Source organism: Cupriavidus sp. DB3 (genome assembly GCF_020418465.1).
In the GTDB taxonomy this organism is placed as follows: Bacteria; Pseudomonadota; Gammaproteobacteria; order Burkholderiales; family Burkholderiaceae; genus Cupriavidus; species Cupriavidus cauae.
Genome location: NZ_JAIZPL010000007.1, coordinates 59,859 through 78,126, shown reverse-complemented (window position 1 = coordinate 78,126; position 18,268 = coordinate 59,859). Strand labels below are relative to the sequence as shown.

Sequence of the window (18,268 nt, the reverse complement as noted above, 5' to 3'; positions counted from 1 at the left end):
TTTTGAAGCCACTGGCTCACCGCTCCCGCTGGCCGCAGCGCGAGCGCGCTTAGTCGCGATTCGCCATCACGCGCCGCGCAAAGCCCGCCAGCGCGTCCAGCACCTCATCGGGCTTTTCCCCCATGATCGCGTGGCCGCACGGCACTTCCACCACGCTGGCGCGCGGCATGCTCGCCGCCAGTGCGCGGGCCGAGCGGGCCGGCGTCATCATGTCCTTGCTGCCGATCACGACCAGCGCCGGACATTGCAGGCCCGCCGCGGCGCGCTCGCCGTTGGCGTAGGCGTTGCAGGCAGCGAAGTCGGTATGGAAGACCTGGGCCTGCGGATTGCGGCGCCCGACCCGTTCCATCAGGCGCTGGCCGACGCCATGCATCCAGAAGCCCGGACCCGGCGCCGAGGGCTTGTTGGCCAGGCTCGAATGCGACCACGCATTGACCATCGCGATGGCCTCGTGCTCGCGGTTCTGCGCGGCATCGAGCAGCGCGTCCGAGACCTTCATCGGATAGGCGGTCGCCAGCAGGCCGATCGCGCGCACCGCCTCGGCATGGCGCGCCGCGCATTCGAGCGCGATCAGCGAGCCCATGCTGTGGCCGAACACCAGCGCGGGTGCCGTGACGCCGGCCGCGCGCAGCAGCGCGGCGACCCAGTCGGCCATCTGCTCGACGCTCGCCAGCGGCGGCCCCTCGCTGCGGTTGTGGCCGGGCAGGTCCACCGCCAGCACGGAGAAGCCGTGATGCGCGAACCAGCGCGTCTGCAGGCCCCAGACGCTGTGGTCGTTCTGCGCGCCATGCACGAACACGGCGCAGGGCAGGGCGGGATCGAAGGGTTTGCCGCCGGTATAGGCGTAGGCCCGCTGGCCATCGATGTTCAGATACATCAGGCTTTCCCTCCGTTGCTCTTGTTGGCGGCGGCGTTGCTGCTGCCTCCGCCTTTCTCCATCGACTTCTGCGCCGCCTTCAGCCCGCGCTTCAGATCGTCGATCAGGTCGTTCGGGTCCTCCAGGCCGATCGACAGGCGGATCGTGCCCTCGGCGATGCCGGCCGAGCGCAGCGCCGCGGCATCCATGCGGAAGTGCGTGGTGGAGGCGGGATGGATCACCAGCGAGCGCGCGTCGCCGACATTGGCCAGATGCGAGAACAGCGTCAGGCTCTCGATGAAGCGCTGGCCGGCGGCGCGGTCGCCCTTCAGATTGAAGCTGAATACCGCGCCGCAGCCGCGCGGCAGCAGCCGCCTGGCGAGCGCGTGGTCGGGGTGCGACTCGAGCTCGGGGTAGGCCACCGACTCGACCATCGGATGCGAGACCAGGAACTGCACCACGCGGCGCGCGTTGTCGACATGGCGTGCCATCCGCAGCGGCAGCGTCTCGATGCCCTGCAGCAGCTGCCACGCGGCCATCGGATTCATGCAGGCGCCGAAGTCGCGCAGGCCCTCGCGGCGCGCGCGCAGCAGGAAGGGCGCGACGGTGCTTTCCTCGGTGAAGACCATGTTGTGGAAGCCCGCATACGGCTCGGACAGCTCGGGAAAACGCCCGGATGCCTCGAAATCGAAGTTGCCGCCCTCGGCCAGCACGCCGCCGATGGTGGTGCCATGGCCGCCGAGGAACTTGGTCGCCGAGTGGTAGAGCAGCGCCGCGCCATGTGCGAACGGCTGCAGCAGATAAGGCGTGGTGAAGGTCGAGTCGACCAGCAGCGGAATGCCATGTTCGTCGCCGAGCTGGGCCAGCGTGGGGATGTCGAGCACGTCCAGGCCCGGATTGCCCAGCGTCTCGCCGAACAGAAGGCGGGTCTCCGGGCGGATCGCGGCGCGCCACGCGTCGATGTCGCGCGCCTGCACGAAGGTGGTCTCGATGCCGAAACGGCGCAGCGTGTAGTGCAGCAGGTTGTGCGAGCCGCCGTACAGCGCCGACGAGGCGACGATATGCGAGCCGCTGCCCATCAGCGTGGCAATCGCCAGATGCAGCGCGGCCTGGCCCGAGGCCGTGGCGATCGCGCCGACGCCGTTCTCCAGCGCGGCCACGCGCTCCTCGAACACGGCCACGGTCGGATTCGAGATGCGCGAATACACATGGCCGGCGCGTTCCATATTGAACAGCGAGGCCGCGTGCTCGCTGTCGCGGAACACGAAGGAGGTGGTCAGGTGGATCGGCGTGGCGCGCGCCCCGGTGGCGGGGTCGGGCGCGGCGCCAGCGTGCAGCGCGAGGGTATCGAAACGGGTATCGGACATGGTCTCTATCGAATCGTGGTTCCAGCGAAGCGGTCTGACAGCGGCCGGCAACGGCACGGTTCCGCAGTGCGGGCGTGCGGCGGCATGCGGATGTGCCGGCCTGCATCGTAGCATTGGGCTGCTCGCGGCGGACCGCATCGCCGCAGGGCCCCGGCTTTACTTGGGCGCCCGCTTTCGGCTAGCATCGGCCCATCTATCGCGGATGGCGCGCAAGGCCTGCGCCGCCACGCGGTTCGGGCGCCTGGGGCAGGCGATGCCCGCCGCCCGCCGCACCGGCATCATCGAGGGGAGACCATTATGAAAGTCAGCGACATCCTGCAGATCAAGGGCAATACGCTCTATACCGTCAAGCCGGACACGTCACTGCTGGAGGCGGTCACCACGATGGCCGAGCGCGACATCGGCTCGCTGGTGGTGATGGAGTACGGCGAGCTGGTCGGCATGCTGACCTTCCGCGAGATCATCCAGACGCTGGCCTCGAACAACGGCAATGTCGGCAACACGACGATCCGCCGCGTGATGGACGACGCGCCGCTGACCTGCACGCCCGAGACCGACGTCAACGAGGTCCGCCGCATGATGCTGGAGCGCCATGCCCGCTATATGCCGGTGCTCGACAGCCGCACGCTGATGGGCGTGATTTCGTTCTACGACGTGGCCAAGGCGGTGGTCGAGGAGCAGAGCTTCGAGAACCGCATGCTGAAGGCCTATATCCGCGACTGGCCGGAAGAGAAGGCCAGCTGAGCCAGAGCCATCTCGCGGAGCGCGGGCGGACCGTGACGGTGCCGCCCGCCGGATTCCAGCCGCCCCCGATTCCGATCCCCGCGTCCGCGGAGTCGATCGCGCTTGCCGCGCTGCCCCTTGCGCCGTCCCCGGCGCGGCCTTTCGCGCCGCCCTTCGCGCCCTCTTCGCGCAGTCTGTCGTACCATTTCCCCGCGCCATTCCCGCACCCCAGCCCGTTCCATGAGCCAATCGAGCCAGTCCCGCCTGCTGCGCGAGCGCCGCTTTGCGCCGTTCTTCTGGACCCAGTTCCTGGGCGCGATGAACGACAACGTGTTCAAGGTCGCGTTCACCTCGCTGGTGACCTACCAGACCGCGCGCTTCGAGGGCGTGGACGGCGCCAGCGCGGCCTTCCTGATCTCGGCGATCTTCATCGCGCCGTTCGTGCTGTTCTCGGCGACCAGCGGGCAGATCGCCGACAAGATCGAGAAGTCGCGGCTGATCCGCTTCGTCAAATCGCTGGAGATCGCCATCATGCTGGTCGGACTGGCGGGCTTCGCGTTGTTTAGCGCGCCGCTGCTGTACCTGACCACCTTCCTGATGGGCCTGCATTCGACGCTGTTCGGCCCGGTCAAGTACGCCTACCTGCCGCAGCATCTGCAGGAGAGCGAGCTGGTCGGCGGCAACGGGCTGGTCGAGATGGGGACCTTCGTCGCGATCCTGCTCGGCACCGTGCTCGGCGGGGAGCTCGCGGCGGTGGGTGGGTCGGCGGCACGGCAAGGCATCCCCGCCACGCTCTATATCGGTGCGGCGTGCGTGGCGCTGGCCGTCGCCGGCCGTGTGGCCGCCTCGCGCGTGCCGCTGTCGCCCGCGCCCCAGCCGGACCTGCGGCTGAACTGGAATCCGGTCACCGAGACCTGGCGCAACCTGATGCTGGCGCGCGAGAGCCGCACGGTGTTCCTGAGCCTGCTGGGCATCTCCTGGCTGTGGTTCCTCGGCGCGACCTTCCTGACCTCGTTCTTCGCCTTCGCCAAGACCGTGCTCGGCGGCGACCAGAGCGTGGTGACGCTGCTGCTGGCGGTGTTCTCGGTCGGCATCGGCGTCGGCTCGCTGCTGTGCGAGCGGCTGTCGGGCCGGCATGTGGAAGTCGGGCTGGTGCCGTTCGGCTCGATCGGCATGACGGTGTTCGCGATCGACCTGTACTTCGCCAGCCGAGGCCAGGCGCCGGCCACGCTGAGCGGCGTCGCGGCCTTCATCGCCGAGCCCGCGCACTGGCGCGTGCTGGCCGACCTGTTCCTGCTGGCGATGTTCGGCGGCTTCTACAGCGTGCCGCTCTACGCGCTGATCCAGAGCCGCAGCGCGCCGACGCATCGCGCGCGCATCATCGCCGCCAACAACATCCTGAACAGCCTGTTCATGATCGCCTCGGCGCTGCTGGCGATGGCGATGACCGGCGCCGGCTACAGCATTCCCGAGCTGTTCCTGGCGGTGGGGCTGCTCAATGCGGTGGTGGCGATCTACATCTATTCGGTGGTGCCGGAATTCCTGCTGCGCTTCGTCGCCTGGATCCTGGTGCATACGGTGTACCGGCTCAAGCGGATCCACGCCGACCGGATTCCCGCCGAGGGGCCGGCGGTGCTGGTCTGCAATCACGTCAGCTTCGCCGATGCGGTGGTGCTGATGGCGGCCAGCCCGCGGCCCGTGCGCTTCGTGATGGACCATCGCATCTTCCAGGTACCGCTGCTGTCCTGGTTCTTCCGGCAGGCGCGCGCGATTCCGATCGCGCCCGCGCACGAAGACCCGCAGACGCTGAAGCAGGCCTACGACGAGGTCGCGCGCGCGCTCGCCGGGGGCGAGCTGGTCTGCATCTTCCCGGAGGGCAAGATCACCGCCAGCGGCGACATCAATCCGTTCAAGCAGGGCGTGCAGCAGATCGTGCGGCGCACGCCGGTACCGGTGGTGCCGATGGCGCTGCGCGGCCTGTGGGGCAGCTTTTTCTCGCGCAAGGGCGGGGCGGCGATGACGCGGCCGTTCCGGCGCGGCATCCTCAGCCGGCTCGAACTGGTGGTCGGCGAGCCGATCGACCCGACGCAGGCCACGCCGGAAGGCCTGCAGCAGGTGGTGCAGGGCCTGCGCGGCGAATGGCGGTAGGCGGCGCGGCCTCACAAGCAGCGGGGTAGCGGAAAAGCGGGGCGGCGGGGCAGCGGGGCGGCGCCGTGGCGCGACGCCAGGCCGTACAATGTAGGCCTTTCCCAATTCCTGCGTGGTTTTCATCATGTCCGGCAATACCCTCGGCCTGCTCTTCACAGTCACCACCTTCGGCGAGTCGCACGGACCCGCCATCGGCGCGGTGGTCGATGGCTGCCCGCCGGGCATGAGCCTGTGCGAGGCCGATATCCAGGGCGACCTGGACCGCCGCAAGCCGGGCACGTCGCGCCACGTCACGCAGCGCAAGGAGCCGGACCAGGTCGAGATCCTGTCGGGCGTGTTCGAGGGCAAGACCACCGGCACGCCGATCTGCCTGCTGATCCGCAATACCGACCAGCGCAGCAAGGACTACGGCAATATCGTCGAGACGTTCCGCCCCGGCCACGCCGATTACACCTACTGGCAGAAATACGGCATCCGCGACCATCGCGGCGGCGGCCGTTCGTCGGCCCGGCTGACCGCGCCGGTGGTGGCCGCCGCGGCGGTCGCGCGCAAATGGCTGCGCGAGCAGTACGGCACCGAGATCCGGGGCTATATGTCGCAGCTGGGCGAGATCCAGGTGCCGTTCACCGACTGGGCCGAGGTGCCGCGCAATCCGTTCTTCGCCGCCGACGCCAATATCGTCCCCGAGCTGGAAACGTATATGGATGCGCTGCGCCGCGACGGCGATTCCGTCGGCGCCCGCATCGAGGTGGTGGCCAGCGGCGTGCCGGTGGGCCTGGGCGAGCCGCTGTTCGACAAGCTCGACGCCGATATCGCGCACGCGATGATGGGCATCAATGCGGTCAAGGGCGTCGAGATCGGCGCCGGCTTCGCCAGCGTGGCGCAGCGCGGCAGCGTCCATGGCGACGAGCTGACCGCGGCGGGTTTCCGCACCAACAATGCCGGCGGCGTGCTGGGCGGCATCTCGACGGGGCAGGACATCACCGTGTCGCTGGCGATCAAGCCGACCTCCAGCATCCGCACCCCGCGCGAATCGATCGACAAGGCCGGACAGGCCGCCACGGTCGAGACCTTCGGCCGCCACGATCCATGCGTGGGCATCCGTGCCACGCCGATCGCCGAGGCGATGCTGGCGCTGGTGCTGATGGACCATGCGCTGCGTCATCGCGCGCAATGCGGCGACGTGCGAGTGGAGACGCCGCGCATTCCGGCGCAGGCGCCGAAGGGGCAGGGCTGAGCGGCAGGGTTCCCCCGTCTCCCGCTGGGAGACAGTCCGAAGGCGCAGGGCTGAGCGGGAGGTTTCTCCCTCTCCCGCTTGCGGGGGAGGGAAGCCGATATCTGGCGCGTCCGTTATTCCGCGATCGCCGCCACTGCCTCCCCGATCGCCAGCGACGCCGTGAGCCCCGGCGATTCGATCCCGAACAGGTGCACCAGCCCCGGCACGCCATGCGTGGCCGGGCCGTCGATGCGGAAGTCCGCGGCCGGCTCGCCCGGGCCGCTGATCTTCGGGCGGATGCCGGCATAGCCCGGCTGCAGGGCGCCGTCCGCCAGCGCCGGCCAATAGCGCCGCACCTCGTCATAGAAGCTGTCGGCATCGTGCGGATCGACCCCATATTCGATTTCGTCAATCCATCGCACATTCGGGCCGAAGCGAGCCTGGCCGCCCAGGTCCAGCGTCAGATGCACGCCCAGGCCGGCCGCCTCGGGCACCGGGTAGATCAGCCGCGAGAACGGCGCGCGGCCGGCCAGCGTGAAATAGCAGCCCTTGGCGTAGAACTGCGGCGGGATATGCGCCGCCGGCATGCCTTCGATCCGGCGCGCCAGCTCGGGCGCAGTCAGCCCCGCGGCATTGACGACGGTGCGCGCCAGCAGCGTGGTCGCGGTGTCGCCGCCGACTTCCAGCACGATGCCGTCGGGAGTCACCGCACCCGTCAGCACCGGCGAACATACCGCCAGCATCGCGCCGGCCTGCTCGGCATCGCCCAGCAGCGCCAGCATCAGCCCGTGGCTGTCGACGATGCCGGTCGACGGCGACAGCAGCGCGGCCTCGCATTGCAGATTCGGTTCCAGTTCCAGCGCCTCGTCGCGCGACAGCAGGCGCAGATCGTCGACGCCGTTGGCGGCCGCCTTCGCGCGAATGCCTTCGAGCGTGGCGACCTGCGCCGCGCTGGTGGCGACGATCAGCTTGCCGCAACGCTGATGGGCGATCTGGTGGCTCCGGCAATAGTCGTACAGCATCGCCTTGCCCTGCACGCACAGCCGCGCCTTCAGCGAGCCGGCCGGGTAGTAGATGCCCGCGTGGATCACCTCGCTGTTGCGCGCGCTGGTGATCGTGCCGAAGGCGTTCTCCGCCTCCAGGATCACCACCTCGCGCCCTTGCCGGGCGAGCGCCCGTGCGACCGCCAGGCCCACCACGCCGGCGCCGATCACCACGCAATCCACTGATTCCATGCCTTGCTTTCCTTGTTCTGCCTTGCGTTGCTTTGAGTTGCTTTGCCTTGTGTCTCGAGGCGCGCCGGTGCGGGACAGAGACTGTGGTCGCGCACCGGCTCGCTCGTCTCGTCGGTCAATCCAGTTCGAGCCCCATGCGCGCCGCCGCCGCTTCCAGATGGCGGCGCGCGGCTTGCCGTGCCGCCCCGGCGTCGCCGGCCGCGATCGCCTCGGCCAGGGCGGTGTGCTCTTCCTCGGCCGCGCCGGGCCCGCCGCGATAGCGGGCGGCGTTTTCCCAGGCCAGCCGGCGCGCGGCGAGCAGCTGCTGGCCGACGAAATCGGTCAGCCCCGCCATGTACGGGTTGTGCGCCGCCTGCGCGATGGCCTGGTGGAATGCCACGTCGGCCGCCGCCGCGCTGGCCGGGTCGTCGCGCTGCGCGCGCATCGCGGCCAGCGCGCCGTGGATCGCGGCCAGATCGGCCTCGGTGCGGCGGCGCGCGGCCAGCTCCGCGCAGGCGGTCTCGGCCATCACGCGCAGTTCGAACAGCTGCGCCAGCGTCGGTGCGGCGCCCGGGCCGCCGTCCGCGCCGGCGCCATCGCCGCGCAGCCGCCAGACCTGTCCGCCCGGCGTGTCGGAGACGTAGGCCCCGGACCCCTTGCGCGTGACCAGCACGCCGTCGGCCTTCAGTTGCGCGATGGCCTCGCGCACGATCGGCCGGCTGACGCCGAACGCCGTCGCCAGCGCGGACTCGGCCGGCAGGCGGGCGCCGGCGACGAAGCGGCCGGCGCCGATATCGGCGCGGATCGCGTCGGCGATGCGCGAAGCCAGGGAGGAGGGGCGGGTCAGCGGTTCCAAGCGGAGCGTTCCGGCGGCTTGTGCGGGGCTTGTGAATACGGGAGGATCGGCGTCAAGCCGGCCCGTTGCATAAATCTGTAAGGCTGTCAGACAGCTTTGCGCGATTTTGGCCCGCCTTTGCGCCGACGTCAAGGCGCGGACGACGGGCCGCCGGTGCGCGCCGTGCCCGCTCCGTCCCGCCTTGCGCGCCGCTGTCGGCGCCGGCGTCAAGGTGCGGCGACGGGCCGCCGGTGCGTGCCGTGCCCCGCTCCGTCCCGCCTTGCGCGCCGCAGTCGGCGCCGGCGTCAAGGTGCGGTGACGGGCCGCCGGTTCCAGCCGTGCCGCCGTCCGCGCCGCCGCCATCCGCCCCGCCAATCGTTCCGCTATCCCCCTTAGGTAGGGGGTTGCTAAACCTTTGGGGCGTGGCGCCGATAGCTGTGGAATGGGGAAGGCGCGGCCGCGGCCCGGCGGCCGCCTCCGCACTGTCGCCCACGCCGGTGGGCATTGAGATTGGGATGCCCATGATTCCTCTGACACCGAACGACCTGCCGGTCGGCCAGCCCTTGCCCTGGTCGCTGCTGGACGGGCAGGGCAACCTGCTGCTCGGCAGCGGCAAGGTACTCGCCGACGGCCGCGACGTTGCGCTCGTCTTTCGCCACGGCTCGGTATGCCGGCCCGATCCGCTGCCCGTCTCGCTGCCGGCCGACGACGCCGCGCCGGCGGACGCGGTGCCCGCGCACGCGTCGGGCCCACTCGGGCTGCAGGTCGGCACGCTGCTGCAGATCAAGGCGCCCGACGATGGCGGCCGCGCCGCGGCGAGCCGGCTGATCGGCTTTATCGACCAGGGGCTGTTCGTCAGCTGGCCGCAGTTCGGCGGCAAGGATGCCACCTTCCAGGCGGGCGAGGAGGTGCTGCTGCGCGGCTTTACCGGGCGCTCGATCTACAGCTTCCACTGCACGGTGACCGCGGTGTGCCGCAGCCCGTTCCGCTATCTGGTGCTGTCCGTTCCGACCGAGGTGCAGCAGGTGCCGGTGCGCAGCAGTCCGCGCGTGCAGACCCGGCTGGCGGCACAGCTGATGCATCAGGACGGCGACACGGCGAGCCCGCCGCGGCTGGCGGTGCTGTCGGATCTGAGCGCCGGCGGCGCGCTGGTGCAGACCGCCGCGCCGCTGCCCGCGCCCGGCACGCGCCTGCAGCTGCGGTTCGTGCTGCGGACGGTGGGCACCGACAGCGAGATCACGGTCGACGCGTGGGCGCGCAATCCCGCGCGCGACGACGGCGACGCCGAGTTTCCGGCGTTCGGTGTGGCGTTCGACCTGCTGGGGGAAAGGGAGGCCGCGCTATTGCACTGCTATATCTACGAGCAGCTGCTGGCGGCGGCGAGGATGCCGGTGTAGGGAGGAATGGATCCTCTCCCATCGCGTGGGAGAGGGCTGGGGAGAGGGCCCGGCGCTCGCGGGATGGCGGCGTTCGCGATTGCGGAGGGTGTTTGCCCTCTCCCCCGACCCCTCTCCCACCGTGTGGGAGAGGGGGGAACGACAGCCGCGGAAGGCTGCTTACATCCCCACGTAGTTCGGACCGCCGCCGCCTTCCGGCGTCACCCAGACGATGTTCTGGGTCGGGTCCTTGATATCGCAGGTCTTGCAGTGGACGCAGTTTTGGGCGTTGATCTGCAGGCGCTGCCCGCCGCGTTCCTCGTCGGCGACGAACTCGTACACGCCCGCCGGGCAATAGCGGCTTTCGGGGCCAGCGTACTTGTCCAGGTTGATCTGCACCGGCACGCTCGCATCCTTCAGCGTCAGGTGAGCGGGCTGGTTTTCCTCATGGTTGGTGTTGCTGATGAACACCGAGCTGAGGCGATCGAAGGTCAGCTTGCCGTCCGGCTTCGGATAGACGATCTGCTGGCATTCGGCGGCCGGCTTCAGGTAGACGTGGTCCGGCTTCTCGCGGTGCAGCGTCCACGGCGGGTTGCGGATGCCGAGCTTGGGCAGCAGCCATTGCTCGATGCCGGTCATCAGCGTGGCGGTGGTGCGACCCTTCTTGAACCACTGCTTGAAGTTCTTCGCCTGCAGCAGCTCCTTGTACAGCCAGCTGTTCTCGAACGCGGCGGGATAGGCGGTCAGCTCGTCGTGCTGGCGGCCGGCCTGCAGCGCCTCGAAGGCGGCCTCGGCGGCCAGCATGCCGGTCTTGATCGCGGCGTGGCTGCCCTTGATGCGCGAGGCGTTCAGATAGCCCGCGTCGCAGCCCACCAGCGCGCCCCCCGAGAAGATCGTCTTGGGCAGCGACAGCAGGCCGCCCGCCGTGATCGCGCGCGCGCCGTAGCCGATCCGCTTGCCGCCCTCGAAGTACCGGCGGATCTCCGGATGGGTCTTGAAGCGCTGGAATTCCTCGAACGGCGACAGCCACGGGTTGGTGTAGTCCAGGCCCACGACGAAGCCCACCGCGACCTTGTTGTCCTCCATGTGATAGAGGAAGGAGCCGCCGTAGGTCGCCGGGTCCAGCGGCCAGCCCGCGGTATGGACCACCAGGCCGGGCTTGTGCTTGGCCGGGTCGATCTCCCACAGCTCCTTCAGGCCGATGCCGTAGCTCTGCGGGTCCTTGCCGGCGTCGAGGCGGAAACGTTCGATCAGCTGCTTGCCCAGATGGCCGCGCGAGCCTTCGGCGAAGATCGTGTACTTCGCGTGCAGCTCCATGCCGAGCTGGAAGTTGTCGGTGGGCTCGCCATCCTTGCCGATGCCGAGGTTGCCGGTGGCCACGCCCTTGACCGAGCCGTCCTCGTTGTACAGCACCTCGGCGGCCGGGAAGCCCGGGAAGATCTCCACGCCCAGCGCCTCGGCCTGCTGGCCGAGCCAGCGCACGAAGTTCGACAGGCTGACGATGTAGTTGCCTTCGTTATGGAAGCACTCGGGCAGCAGCGCCGGCGGCGTGCCGCGCGAGCCGGTCTCGTTCAGGAACAGGAACTGGTCCTCGGTGACCGGCTGGTTCAGCGGCGCGCCGAGTTCCTTCCAGTTCGGCAGCAGTTCGTTCAGCGCGCGCGGGTCCATGATCGCGCCCGACAGGATGTGGGCGCCGGGCTCCGAGCCCTTCTCCAGCACGCAGACATTGACTTCGCTGCCATTGTCCTGCGCCAGCTGTTTCAGGCGGATGGCCGTCGCCAGGCCGGCGGGACCGCCGCCGACGATGACGACATCGTATTCCATTGATTCGCGGGGGCCGAACTGCTCCACGAGCTGCTGCTGGTCCATTGTCTCTAACCCTCTTTTGTTGCTGCGTACTTGTGTATGGGGAAGCGGTGATCCGGGATGGCCTGTGTCGCCGGAACCGGGCGACGGCAAGGTCGGCAAGGATGGCATGGGGCCGGCAGGCGGGGGACGGAATGCTGCGGATTGACGCGTGGTCCGGCTGCTTGTGATCGGCTCTTCTGCTGGATCGCGATGGATCGGCGCGCGGTGTTTCGCTCGCACGCTGTCGCCTCGCTGTTTCCTTTTTGTGCCCGAGTTCTTAGAATCTCCGGCATTGTCCGGGACTCGACACCCACAGGCAAGCAATTTTTTGGAACGATCGTTCGTTTTTTAATATACTGCCTCCGTTTTCCCACGCAACGGGGCAGCCATCGAACGCGCATGACGGCGCCAGCCGCGGCGCGTTCCACTGCAGAGGTCCATATGGGTTTGTCGATCAATCTCGAAGGGAAGGTCGCGATGGTGACCGGTGCGTCGAGCGGACTGGGCATGCGCTTCGCGCAGGTCCTGTCGGCCGCCGGCGCCAAGGTGGTGCTGGCCTCGCGCCGCGCCGAACGGCTCAAGGAGCTGCGCGCGGCGATCGAAGCCGACGGCGGCAGCGCGCATGTGGTGCGGCTCGACGTGACCGACCCCGACAGCATTCGCGCCGCGGTGGCGCATGCCGAGACCGAGGCGGGGGCGATCGACATCGTCGTCAACAACTCGGGCGTGTCGACCACGCAGCGGCTGACCGATGTCACCGCCGAGGACTTCGACTTCGTCTTCGACACCAATACCCGCGGCGCCTTCTTCGTGGCGCAGGAAGTGGCCAAGCGGATGATCGCGCGGTCCAAGGGCGCCGAGCGCAACGGCACGCCGTTGCCGCAGTCGCGCATCATCAATATCGCCTCGGTGGCGGGGCTGAAGGTGCTGTCGCAGATCGGCGTCTACTGCATGAGCAAGGCCGCGGTGGTCCACATGACCAAGGCGATGGCGCTCGAGTGGGCCCGCTACGGCATCAACGTCAACGCGATCTGCCCGGGCTATATCGACACCGACATCAACCACCATCACTGGGACACCGATGCCGGCCAGAAGCTGATCCAGCTGCTGCCGCGCAAGCGGCTCGGCAAGCCGGAAGACCTCGACGGCCTGTTGCTGCTGCTGGCTTCGGACCAGTCGCAGTTCATCAACGGTGCCGTGATCACCGCCGACGACGGTATGGTATAAAGCCAGCCGCGCGCGCCGCCGATATCGAATCATCACGATTCGGCGAGCGCGCCCGGCGGCGTTCGCCTGTGCCCGACTCCCGCCAGAAGCGGGGCGGGCTTCCAGCCCGGGGCTTATCCGGTCCCCTCGGGCGCCACGGCCGACGCCTGGCCACCTGCATGCCGCTGCCGATCCCCTAGGGTATTGGAGGTGTCCGCCCATCGCCAGTGTGGGCATAATTCGCTGGTGCCGATTCCATAAGCCTTTAATTAGCTGCGCCCGATCGCTGCGACCATGCCCCGTGCGTGAGGGAACGCCAGCGACAGCGTCGGCGACGACAAGGCATTCACAAAAGTACGCCGCCAAGGCGTCATGCAGCAGCTGCCGCGGTCCTGCAGGCCCGGCAGACCGGACCGGAGGCCGGGGAGATGGAGCAGCAAGAGCAGGCACGGCGCGACGCCGCGCCACAGCACGCGGTCGATTCGGCCTTGATCACCGAACCCGTGGACCAGGCAGCGGATGCCGAATTCCGCATCAGCCCCCGCATCGAAGACTGGATCGGCATCGTCGTGATGATGCTGCTGGTGATCATCACGTTCGCCAACGTCGCGGTGCGCTATCTGACCGATGAGTCGTTCGCCTGGACCGAGGAATTCTCGGTCTTCCTGATGATCGTGCTGGCGCTGGTCGGCGGCAGCGCCGCGGTCGCGCGCGACCGGCATATCCGCATCGAATTCTTCTTCGAGCGCGGCAGCGAGGCACGCCAGCGCCGGCTGGCGGTGGTGTCGGCGGTCGCCGTCGCCATCATGTTCGTCGCGCTGGCGGTGCTCGGCGCGCGTATCACCTGGGACGAATACACCTACGGCGAGACCTCGCCGGGCATCGGCGTGCCCAGCTGGTGGTACTCGGTCTGGCTGCCGCTGCTGTCGGCCTGCATCGCGCTGCGTGCGCTGGCGCTGGCCGGCCGCAACCTGCGGGCGCTGAAGGCCCTGCATGCGCAGCGCGTGCAGGACGGCGGGGAGCGCCAGCCATGACGCTGATCGCCATCGTGCTGTTTGCCGTCTTCATCGTGCTGATGCTGCTCGGCGTGCCGATCGGCGTCGCGCTCGGCCTCGGCGGCCTGGCGGCGATCGGGCTGTCCAATCTCGACACGCAGATGTTCGGCCTGCTGGCGGTGCCGCAGAACTTCTACGCGGGCCTGGCCAAGTACCCGTTGCTGGCGATTCCGATGTTCGTGCTGGTCGGCTCGATCTTCGACCGCTCCGGCGTCGCGCAGCGGCTGGTCACGCTGGCGATCGCCGTGGTCGGACGCGGGCCCGGCATGCTGCCGCTGGTGGCGATCCTGGTGGCGATGTTCCTCGGCGGGATTTCCGGCTCGGGGCCGGCCAACGCCGCCGCGGTCGGCGGCGTGATGATCGCCGCGATGTCGCGCGCCGGCTATCCGGGCTCGTTCAGCGCCGCCGTGGTCGGCGCCGCCGCGGCCACCGACATCCTGATTCCGCCGTCGGTCGCCTTCATCGTCTACAGCGTGCTGGTGCCCGGTGCCTCGGTGCCGGCGCTGTTTGCCGCCGGCATGATTCCCGGCGTGCTGGCCGGCATCGCGCTGATCGTGCCCGCGGTCTGGCTGGCGCGCAAGCACAGGATGGGCGCGGCCGAGGCCTCGCTGCCGCGGCCGCCGTTCTGGCGAAGCCTGCGCGAGGCAGCCTGGGGACTGTTCGCGCCGGTGCTGATCCTGGGCGGCATGCGCGCGGGCTGGTTCACGCCAACCGAGGCCGCGGTTGTCGCGGTGGTCTACGGCCTGTTCGTCGGCATGGTGGTCTACCGCTCGATCGGCCTGCGGGACCTGTACGTGATCTTCCGCGAGGCCGCGGAGACCTCGTCGGTGATCCTGCTGGTGGTGGCGCTGGCCGGCATCTTCGCCTACGCGCTGTCGACGCTGGGCGTGATCGATCCCCTGGCGCATGCCATCGCCAATTCCGGTGTCGGCGAATACGGCGTGCTGGCGCTGATCGTGCTGCTGCTGATCACGGTCGGCATGTTCCTCGACGGCATCTCGATCTTCCTGATCTTCGTGCCGCTGCTGCTGCCGATCGCCAATGCCTTCCAGTGGGATCCGGTGTGGTTCGGCGTGGTGCTGACGCTCAAGGTCGCGCTCGGCCAGTTCACGCCGCCGCTGGCGGTGAACCTGATGGTATCTTGCCGGATCGCCCGCGTGCGCATGGAAGAGACCGTGCCCTGGGTGGTGTGGTTGCTGCTGGCGATGTTCGGCGCGATGCTGCTGGTGCTGGCGTTCCCGCCGCTGGCGACATGGCTGCCGGCGAAGCTCGGTTATTGAGTAGCGAGGTTCGCTGCCGCCCCCGTATTTCTGCTTGATCTTCGGTCCATTCAGTCCAAATAACGATTCCCGAGAGGAGAACTGACTCATGAAACGCCGTGTCCTGATGCTGTCGATGGCCGCCACCATCGCCGCCGCCGCGCTCGCGCCCGCCGGTGCGATGGCGCAGACCTACAAGTCCGAATACAAGATGTCGCTGGTGCTCGGCCCGGCCTTTCCCTGGGGCAAGGGCGGCGAGATCTGGGCCGACCTGGTCCGCCAGCGCACCAACGGCCGCATCAATATCAAGCTCTATCCGGGCACCTCGCTGGTGGCCGGCGACCAGACCCGCGAATTCTCGGCGATCCGCCAGGGCGTGATCGACATGGCGATCGGCTCGACCATCAATTGGTCGCCGCAGGTGCGCGAGCTGAACCTGTTCTCGCTGCCGTTCCTGATGCCCGACTACAAGGCGCTCGACGCGCTGACGCAGGGCGAGGTCGGCAAGCAGCTGTTCGCCACGCTGGAGAAGGCCGGCGTGGTGCCGCTGGCCTGGGGCGAGAACGGCTTCCGCGAGGTGTCGAACTCCAAGCGCGAGATCCGCAAGCCCGAGGACCTGAAGGGCCTGAAGCTGCGGGTCGTCGGCTCGCCGCTGTATATCGACACGTTCAACGCGCTGGGTGCCAATCCGACCCAGATGAGCTGGGCCGACGCGCAGCCGGCGATGGCCTCGGGCGCGGTCGATGGCCAGGAGAACCCGCAGTCGGTGTTTGCCGCCGCCAAGCTGTACACCGTTGGCCAGAAGTTCGTGACGACCTGGGGCTATGTCGCCGATCCGCTGATCTTCGTGGTCAACAAGCAGATCTGGGAAAGCTGGACGCCGGCCGATCGCGAGATCGTGCGGCAGGCGGCGATCGATGCCGGCAAGCAGGAAGTGGCGCTGGCCCGCAAGGGCCTGGCCGAGCCGGGCGCGCCGGCGTGGAAGGAGATGGAGGCCCACGGCGTCAAGGTCACGCACCTGAGCCCCGCCGAGCATGACGCCTTCCGCAAGGCGACCGCCAAGGTCTACGACAAGTGGAAGAAGCAGATCGGCGCCGACCTGGTCGGCAAGGCCGAGGCGGCCATCGCCAAGCGCTGATGCGGGCGTGAACCGTTCCCGCGCCCCGCGCGCGGGAACGGCCGGCTGCCGTGGGCGACGCGGCAACCCTGATCCACATTCCCGATCCACAATCCCGAACCACACGGCAACCCCGAACCACACGCGATGAAACACGTCTTCACGCTGCGCATGCCGATCCGCTGGGGCGACATGGACGCGATGGGCCACGTCAACAACACCGTCTATTTCCGCTACCTGGAGCAGGCGCGCATCTCGTGGTTCGAATCGCTGGGCTGCAACGGCCGCGACGAGAACGGGCAGGGGCCGGTGATCGTCAACGCCCATATGAATTTCCGCCGCCAGCTGCGCTATCCGGGCGAGATCGAATGCCGCGTCTTCGCCGGCGAACTGGGCCGCAGCAGCTTCGAGACGCGCACGGAAATCCGCCGCTGCGATGACGACGACACCAACGCCGACACCGTGTTCGCCGATGGCGGCGCCAAGGTGGTCTGGTGCGACTACGAGGCGGAGAAATCGGTGCCGCTGCCGGCGGCGATCCGGACGCTGCTGGAGAGCTGAGGGACCCGGCTACGGGGTCGGTTTTCTCCCATCCCGCTTGTCGGAGAGGGGAGCAACCTCAATGATTGACCAGCCGCTGCACCAGGTCCACCGCCGTATGCGCGCCGTATTTCTTCATCAGGCGCGCCCGGTAGATGTCGACGGTGCGCGGGCTGATCGATAGCGACTTGCCGATCTGCTTGCTGGTCTTGCCCTCGACCAGCTGGGCCGCGATATCGCGCTCGCGCGCCGTCAGTTGCGCGGTCACCGGGCGCTTCTGCGACAGGTCCTCGAAGCTCCAGATGCCGGCCCCCAGCGGCTGCTGCCGGTCCAGCGCGCGGCCGGTGACGTGGCACCAGAACAATTCCCCGTTGGCCCGCTTCATGATCCGTTCGTCGGAATAGAGCCCGCGCGCGTTCATGATCGGCACGATGCGCGCGCCGGTACGCGCGAACTCGTCGGCGGTCGGGTACAGTACCTGGAACGACTGGCCGATCAGCGCCTCCCGCGTCGTGCCGAAGATGCGGCAGACCTCGTCGTTGCAATCCTCGATCCTGCGCTCGCGCGAGAGCACGAGGCCGACCGGCGCCAGCTGGAAGGCGGTCTGATAGTCGATGGCAGGCATTGTCCTTATGTATTTCTACGTACTGGCGTCCGCCGCGGGGCTTGCGTATCCTTTGGAGCGCTGTCGACGGCCGGCGCGCGGGTCCCGCCCGGCGCGGCCGTAGCGATTGTAACGTTACCCGCGAGCGGCGTCGCCGCCTCGTCCGGGAACATCATCGAGGAAGGAGAGACGATATGAACAAGGTCTACGCCAGCGCCGCCGAGGCGCTTGCCGGCGTGGTCCGCGATGGACAGACCATCGCGGTCGGCGGCTTCGGCCTGTGCGGCATCCCGGAAGCCCTGATCGCAGCGTTGCGCGACAGCGGCGCGAAAGGGCTGACCTGCATCTCGAACAATGCCGGCGTCGACGGCTTCGGCCTGGGCCTGCTGCTGGCCACGCGGCAGATCCGCAAGATGATCTCGTCCTATGTCGGCGAGAACAAGGAATTCGAACGCCAGTACCTGGCCGGCGAACTCGAACTCGAATTCACGCCGCAGGGCACGCTGGCCGAGAAGTTGCGCGCCGGCGGCGCCGGCATCCCGGCCTTCTTCACCAAAACCGGCGTCGGCACCATCGTGGCCGAGGGCAAGGAGATCCGCGAATTCGACGGCGAGCAATACGTGATGGAGCGCTCCCTGACCGCCGACGTCGCGCTGGTCAAGGCCTTCAAGGCAGACAAGGCCGGCAACCTGATCTACCGCCGCACCGCGCGCAACTTCAACCCGATGTGCGCGATGGCGGGCAAGGTCACCGTCGCCGAGGTCGAGCAGATCGTCGAGATCGGCGAGCTCGATCCGGACGAGATCCACACCCCGGGCATCTTCGTGCAGCGCCTCGTGCTGAACGCCCATCCCGAGAAACGCATCGAGCAGCGCACCGTGCGTGCCGCGGCCTGACGATCAAG

Annotated in this window: 16 protein-coding genes; 10 read left to right on the top strand and 6 right to left on the bottom strand. The window is 68.6% G+C overall.

Annotated features, from left to right (window positions below; translation table 11 throughout):
* Positions 1 to 49: 49 nt before the first annotated feature.
* Together K7G19_RS21320 and K7G19_RS21315 are read right to left on the bottom strand one after the other, a co-directional pair.
* The gene (locus K7G19_RS21320; RefSeq protein WP_149319251.1) at positions 50 to 877 is read right to left on the bottom strand and encodes an alpha/beta fold hydrolase; all 828 of its coding nucleotides are present in this window, start codon (positions 875 to 877) and stop codon (positions 50 to 52) included.
* On the bottom strand, positions 877 to 2,223 hold the full coding sequence (locus K7G19_RS21315) for an O-acetylhomoserine aminocarboxypropyltransferase (RefSeq protein ID WP_226109078.1): 1,347 nt from the start codon (positions 2,221 to 2,223) through the stop codon (positions 877 to 879). The genes K7G19_RS21320 and K7G19_RS21315 overlap by 1 nt, the downstream gene beginning before the upstream one ends.
* A gap of 297 nt (positions 2,224 to 2,520) precedes the next feature.
* On the opposite strand from K7G19_RS21315, the gene K7G19_RS21310 reads away from it, so the two are divergent.
* The 3 genes from K7G19_RS21310 (at position 2,521) to aroC (ending at position 6,331) form a co-directional block, all read left to right on the top strand.
* The gene (locus K7G19_RS21310; protein WP_149319249.1) at positions 2,521 to 2,967 is read left to right on the top strand and encodes a CBS domain-containing protein; all 447 of its coding nucleotides are present in this window, start codon (positions 2,521 to 2,523) and stop codon (positions 2,965 to 2,967) included.
* 219 nt (positions 2,968 to 3,186) lie between these two features.
* Positions 3,187 to 5,094, top strand: coding sequence for an MFS transporter (locus K7G19_RS21305; RefSeq protein ID WP_226109076.1), 1,908 nt, complete (start codon positions 3,187 to 3,189; stop codon positions 5,092 to 5,094).
* Between the two features lie 124 nt (positions 5,095 to 5,218).
* Complete coding sequence (aroC, locus tag K7G19_RS21300; RefSeq protein WP_149319247.1) at positions 5,219 to 6,331, top strand: chorismate synthase; 1,113 nt, start codon at positions 5,219 to 5,221, stop codon at positions 6,329 to 6,331.
* Between the two features lie 113 nt (positions 6,332 to 6,444).
* Here the strand turns inward: aroC and K7G19_RS21295 are convergent, their stop codons facing one another.
* Together K7G19_RS21295 and K7G19_RS21290 are read right to left on the bottom strand one after the other, a co-directional pair.
* Positions 6,445 to 7,665 carry an NAD(P)/FAD-dependent oxidoreductase gene (locus K7G19_RS21295; RefSeq protein ID WP_226109197.1) on the bottom strand — a complete coding sequence of 407 codons (1,221 nt, stop codon included), beginning with the start codon at positions 7,663 to 7,665 and terminating at the stop codon, positions 6,445 to 6,447.
* A complete protein-coding gene (locus K7G19_RS21290; RefSeq protein ID WP_226109074.1) occupies positions 7,661 to 8,380 on the bottom strand; it encodes a FadR/GntR family transcriptional regulator in 720 nt (239 codons plus the stop codon). Before K7G19_RS21290 ends, K7G19_RS21295 begins: the two co-directional genes overlap by 5 nt.
* Positions 8,381 to 8,880: 500 nt before the next feature.
* On the opposite strand from K7G19_RS21290, the gene K7G19_RS21285 reads away from it, so the two are divergent.
* A complete protein-coding gene (locus K7G19_RS21285; RefSeq protein WP_150082188.1) occupies positions 8,881 to 9,756 on the top strand; it encodes a flagellar brake protein in 876 nt (291 codons plus the stop codon).
* Between the two features lie 159 nt (positions 9,757 to 9,915).
* Here the strand turns inward: K7G19_RS21285 and K7G19_RS21280 are convergent, their stop codons facing one another.
* Complete coding sequence (locus tag K7G19_RS21280; protein WP_226109072.1) at positions 9,916 to 11,604, bottom strand: electron transfer flavoprotein-ubiquinone oxidoreductase; 1,689 nt, start codon at positions 11,602 to 11,604, stop codon at positions 9,916 to 9,918.
* 420 nt (positions 11,605 to 12,024) lie between these two features.
* On the opposite strand from K7G19_RS21280, the gene K7G19_RS21275 reads away from it, so the two are divergent.
* From K7G19_RS21275 to K7G19_RS21255, 5 genes are all read left to right on the top strand, one after another.
* Positions 12,025 to 12,810: an SDR family oxidoreductase gene (locus K7G19_RS21275; RefSeq protein ID WP_006578585.1), complete on the top strand. Its 786-nt coding sequence runs from the start codon at positions 12,025 to 12,027 to the stop codon at positions 12,808 to 12,810.
* Positions 12,811 to 13,217: 407 nt separating this feature from the next.
* Positions 13,218 to 13,823 carry a TRAP transporter small permease gene (locus K7G19_RS21270; RefSeq protein WP_149319242.1) on the top strand — a complete coding sequence of 202 codons (606 nt, stop codon included), beginning with the start codon at positions 13,218 to 13,220 and terminating at the stop codon, positions 13,821 to 13,823.
* Positions 13,820 to 15,124 carry a TRAP transporter large permease gene (locus tag K7G19_RS21265; protein ID WP_226109070.1) on the top strand — a complete coding sequence of 435 codons (1,305 nt, stop codon included), beginning with the start codon at positions 13,820 to 13,822 and terminating at the stop codon, positions 15,122 to 15,124. The genes K7G19_RS21270 and K7G19_RS21265 overlap by 4 nt, the downstream gene beginning before the upstream one ends.
* Before the next feature lie 88 nt (positions 15,125 to 15,212).
* Positions 15,213 to 16,241 carry a DctP family TRAP transporter solute-binding subunit gene (locus tag K7G19_RS21260; protein WP_149319241.1) on the top strand — a complete coding sequence of 343 codons (1,029 nt, stop codon included), beginning with the start codon at positions 15,213 to 15,215 and terminating at the stop codon, positions 16,239 to 16,241.
* A 126-nt stretch (positions 16,242 to 16,367) separates the two neighbouring features.
* Positions 16,368 to 16,781, top strand: a complete 414-nt coding sequence (locus K7G19_RS21255) for a thioesterase family protein (protein WP_149319240.1) — start codon at positions 16,368 to 16,370, stop codon at positions 16,779 to 16,781.
* Positions 16,782 to 16,839: 58 nt separating this feature from the next.
* On the opposite strand, the gene K7G19_RS21250 is transcribed toward K7G19_RS21255, so the two are convergent.
* Entirely contained in the window at positions 16,840 to 17,385 is a 546-nt protein-coding gene (locus tag K7G19_RS21250) for a PAS and helix-turn-helix domain-containing protein (protein WP_226109068.1), read from the bottom strand.
* A 173-nt stretch (positions 17,386 to 17,558) separates the two neighbouring features.
* Here K7G19_RS21250 and K7G19_RS21245 point away from each other — a divergent pair, with 173 nt between their 5' ends.
* Complete coding sequence (locus K7G19_RS21245; protein ID WP_226109066.1) at positions 17,559 to 18,260, top strand: CoA transferase subunit A; 702 nt, start codon at positions 17,559 to 17,561, stop codon at positions 18,258 to 18,260.
* The last annotated feature ends 8 nt before the right edge of the window (positions 18,261 to 18,268 follow it).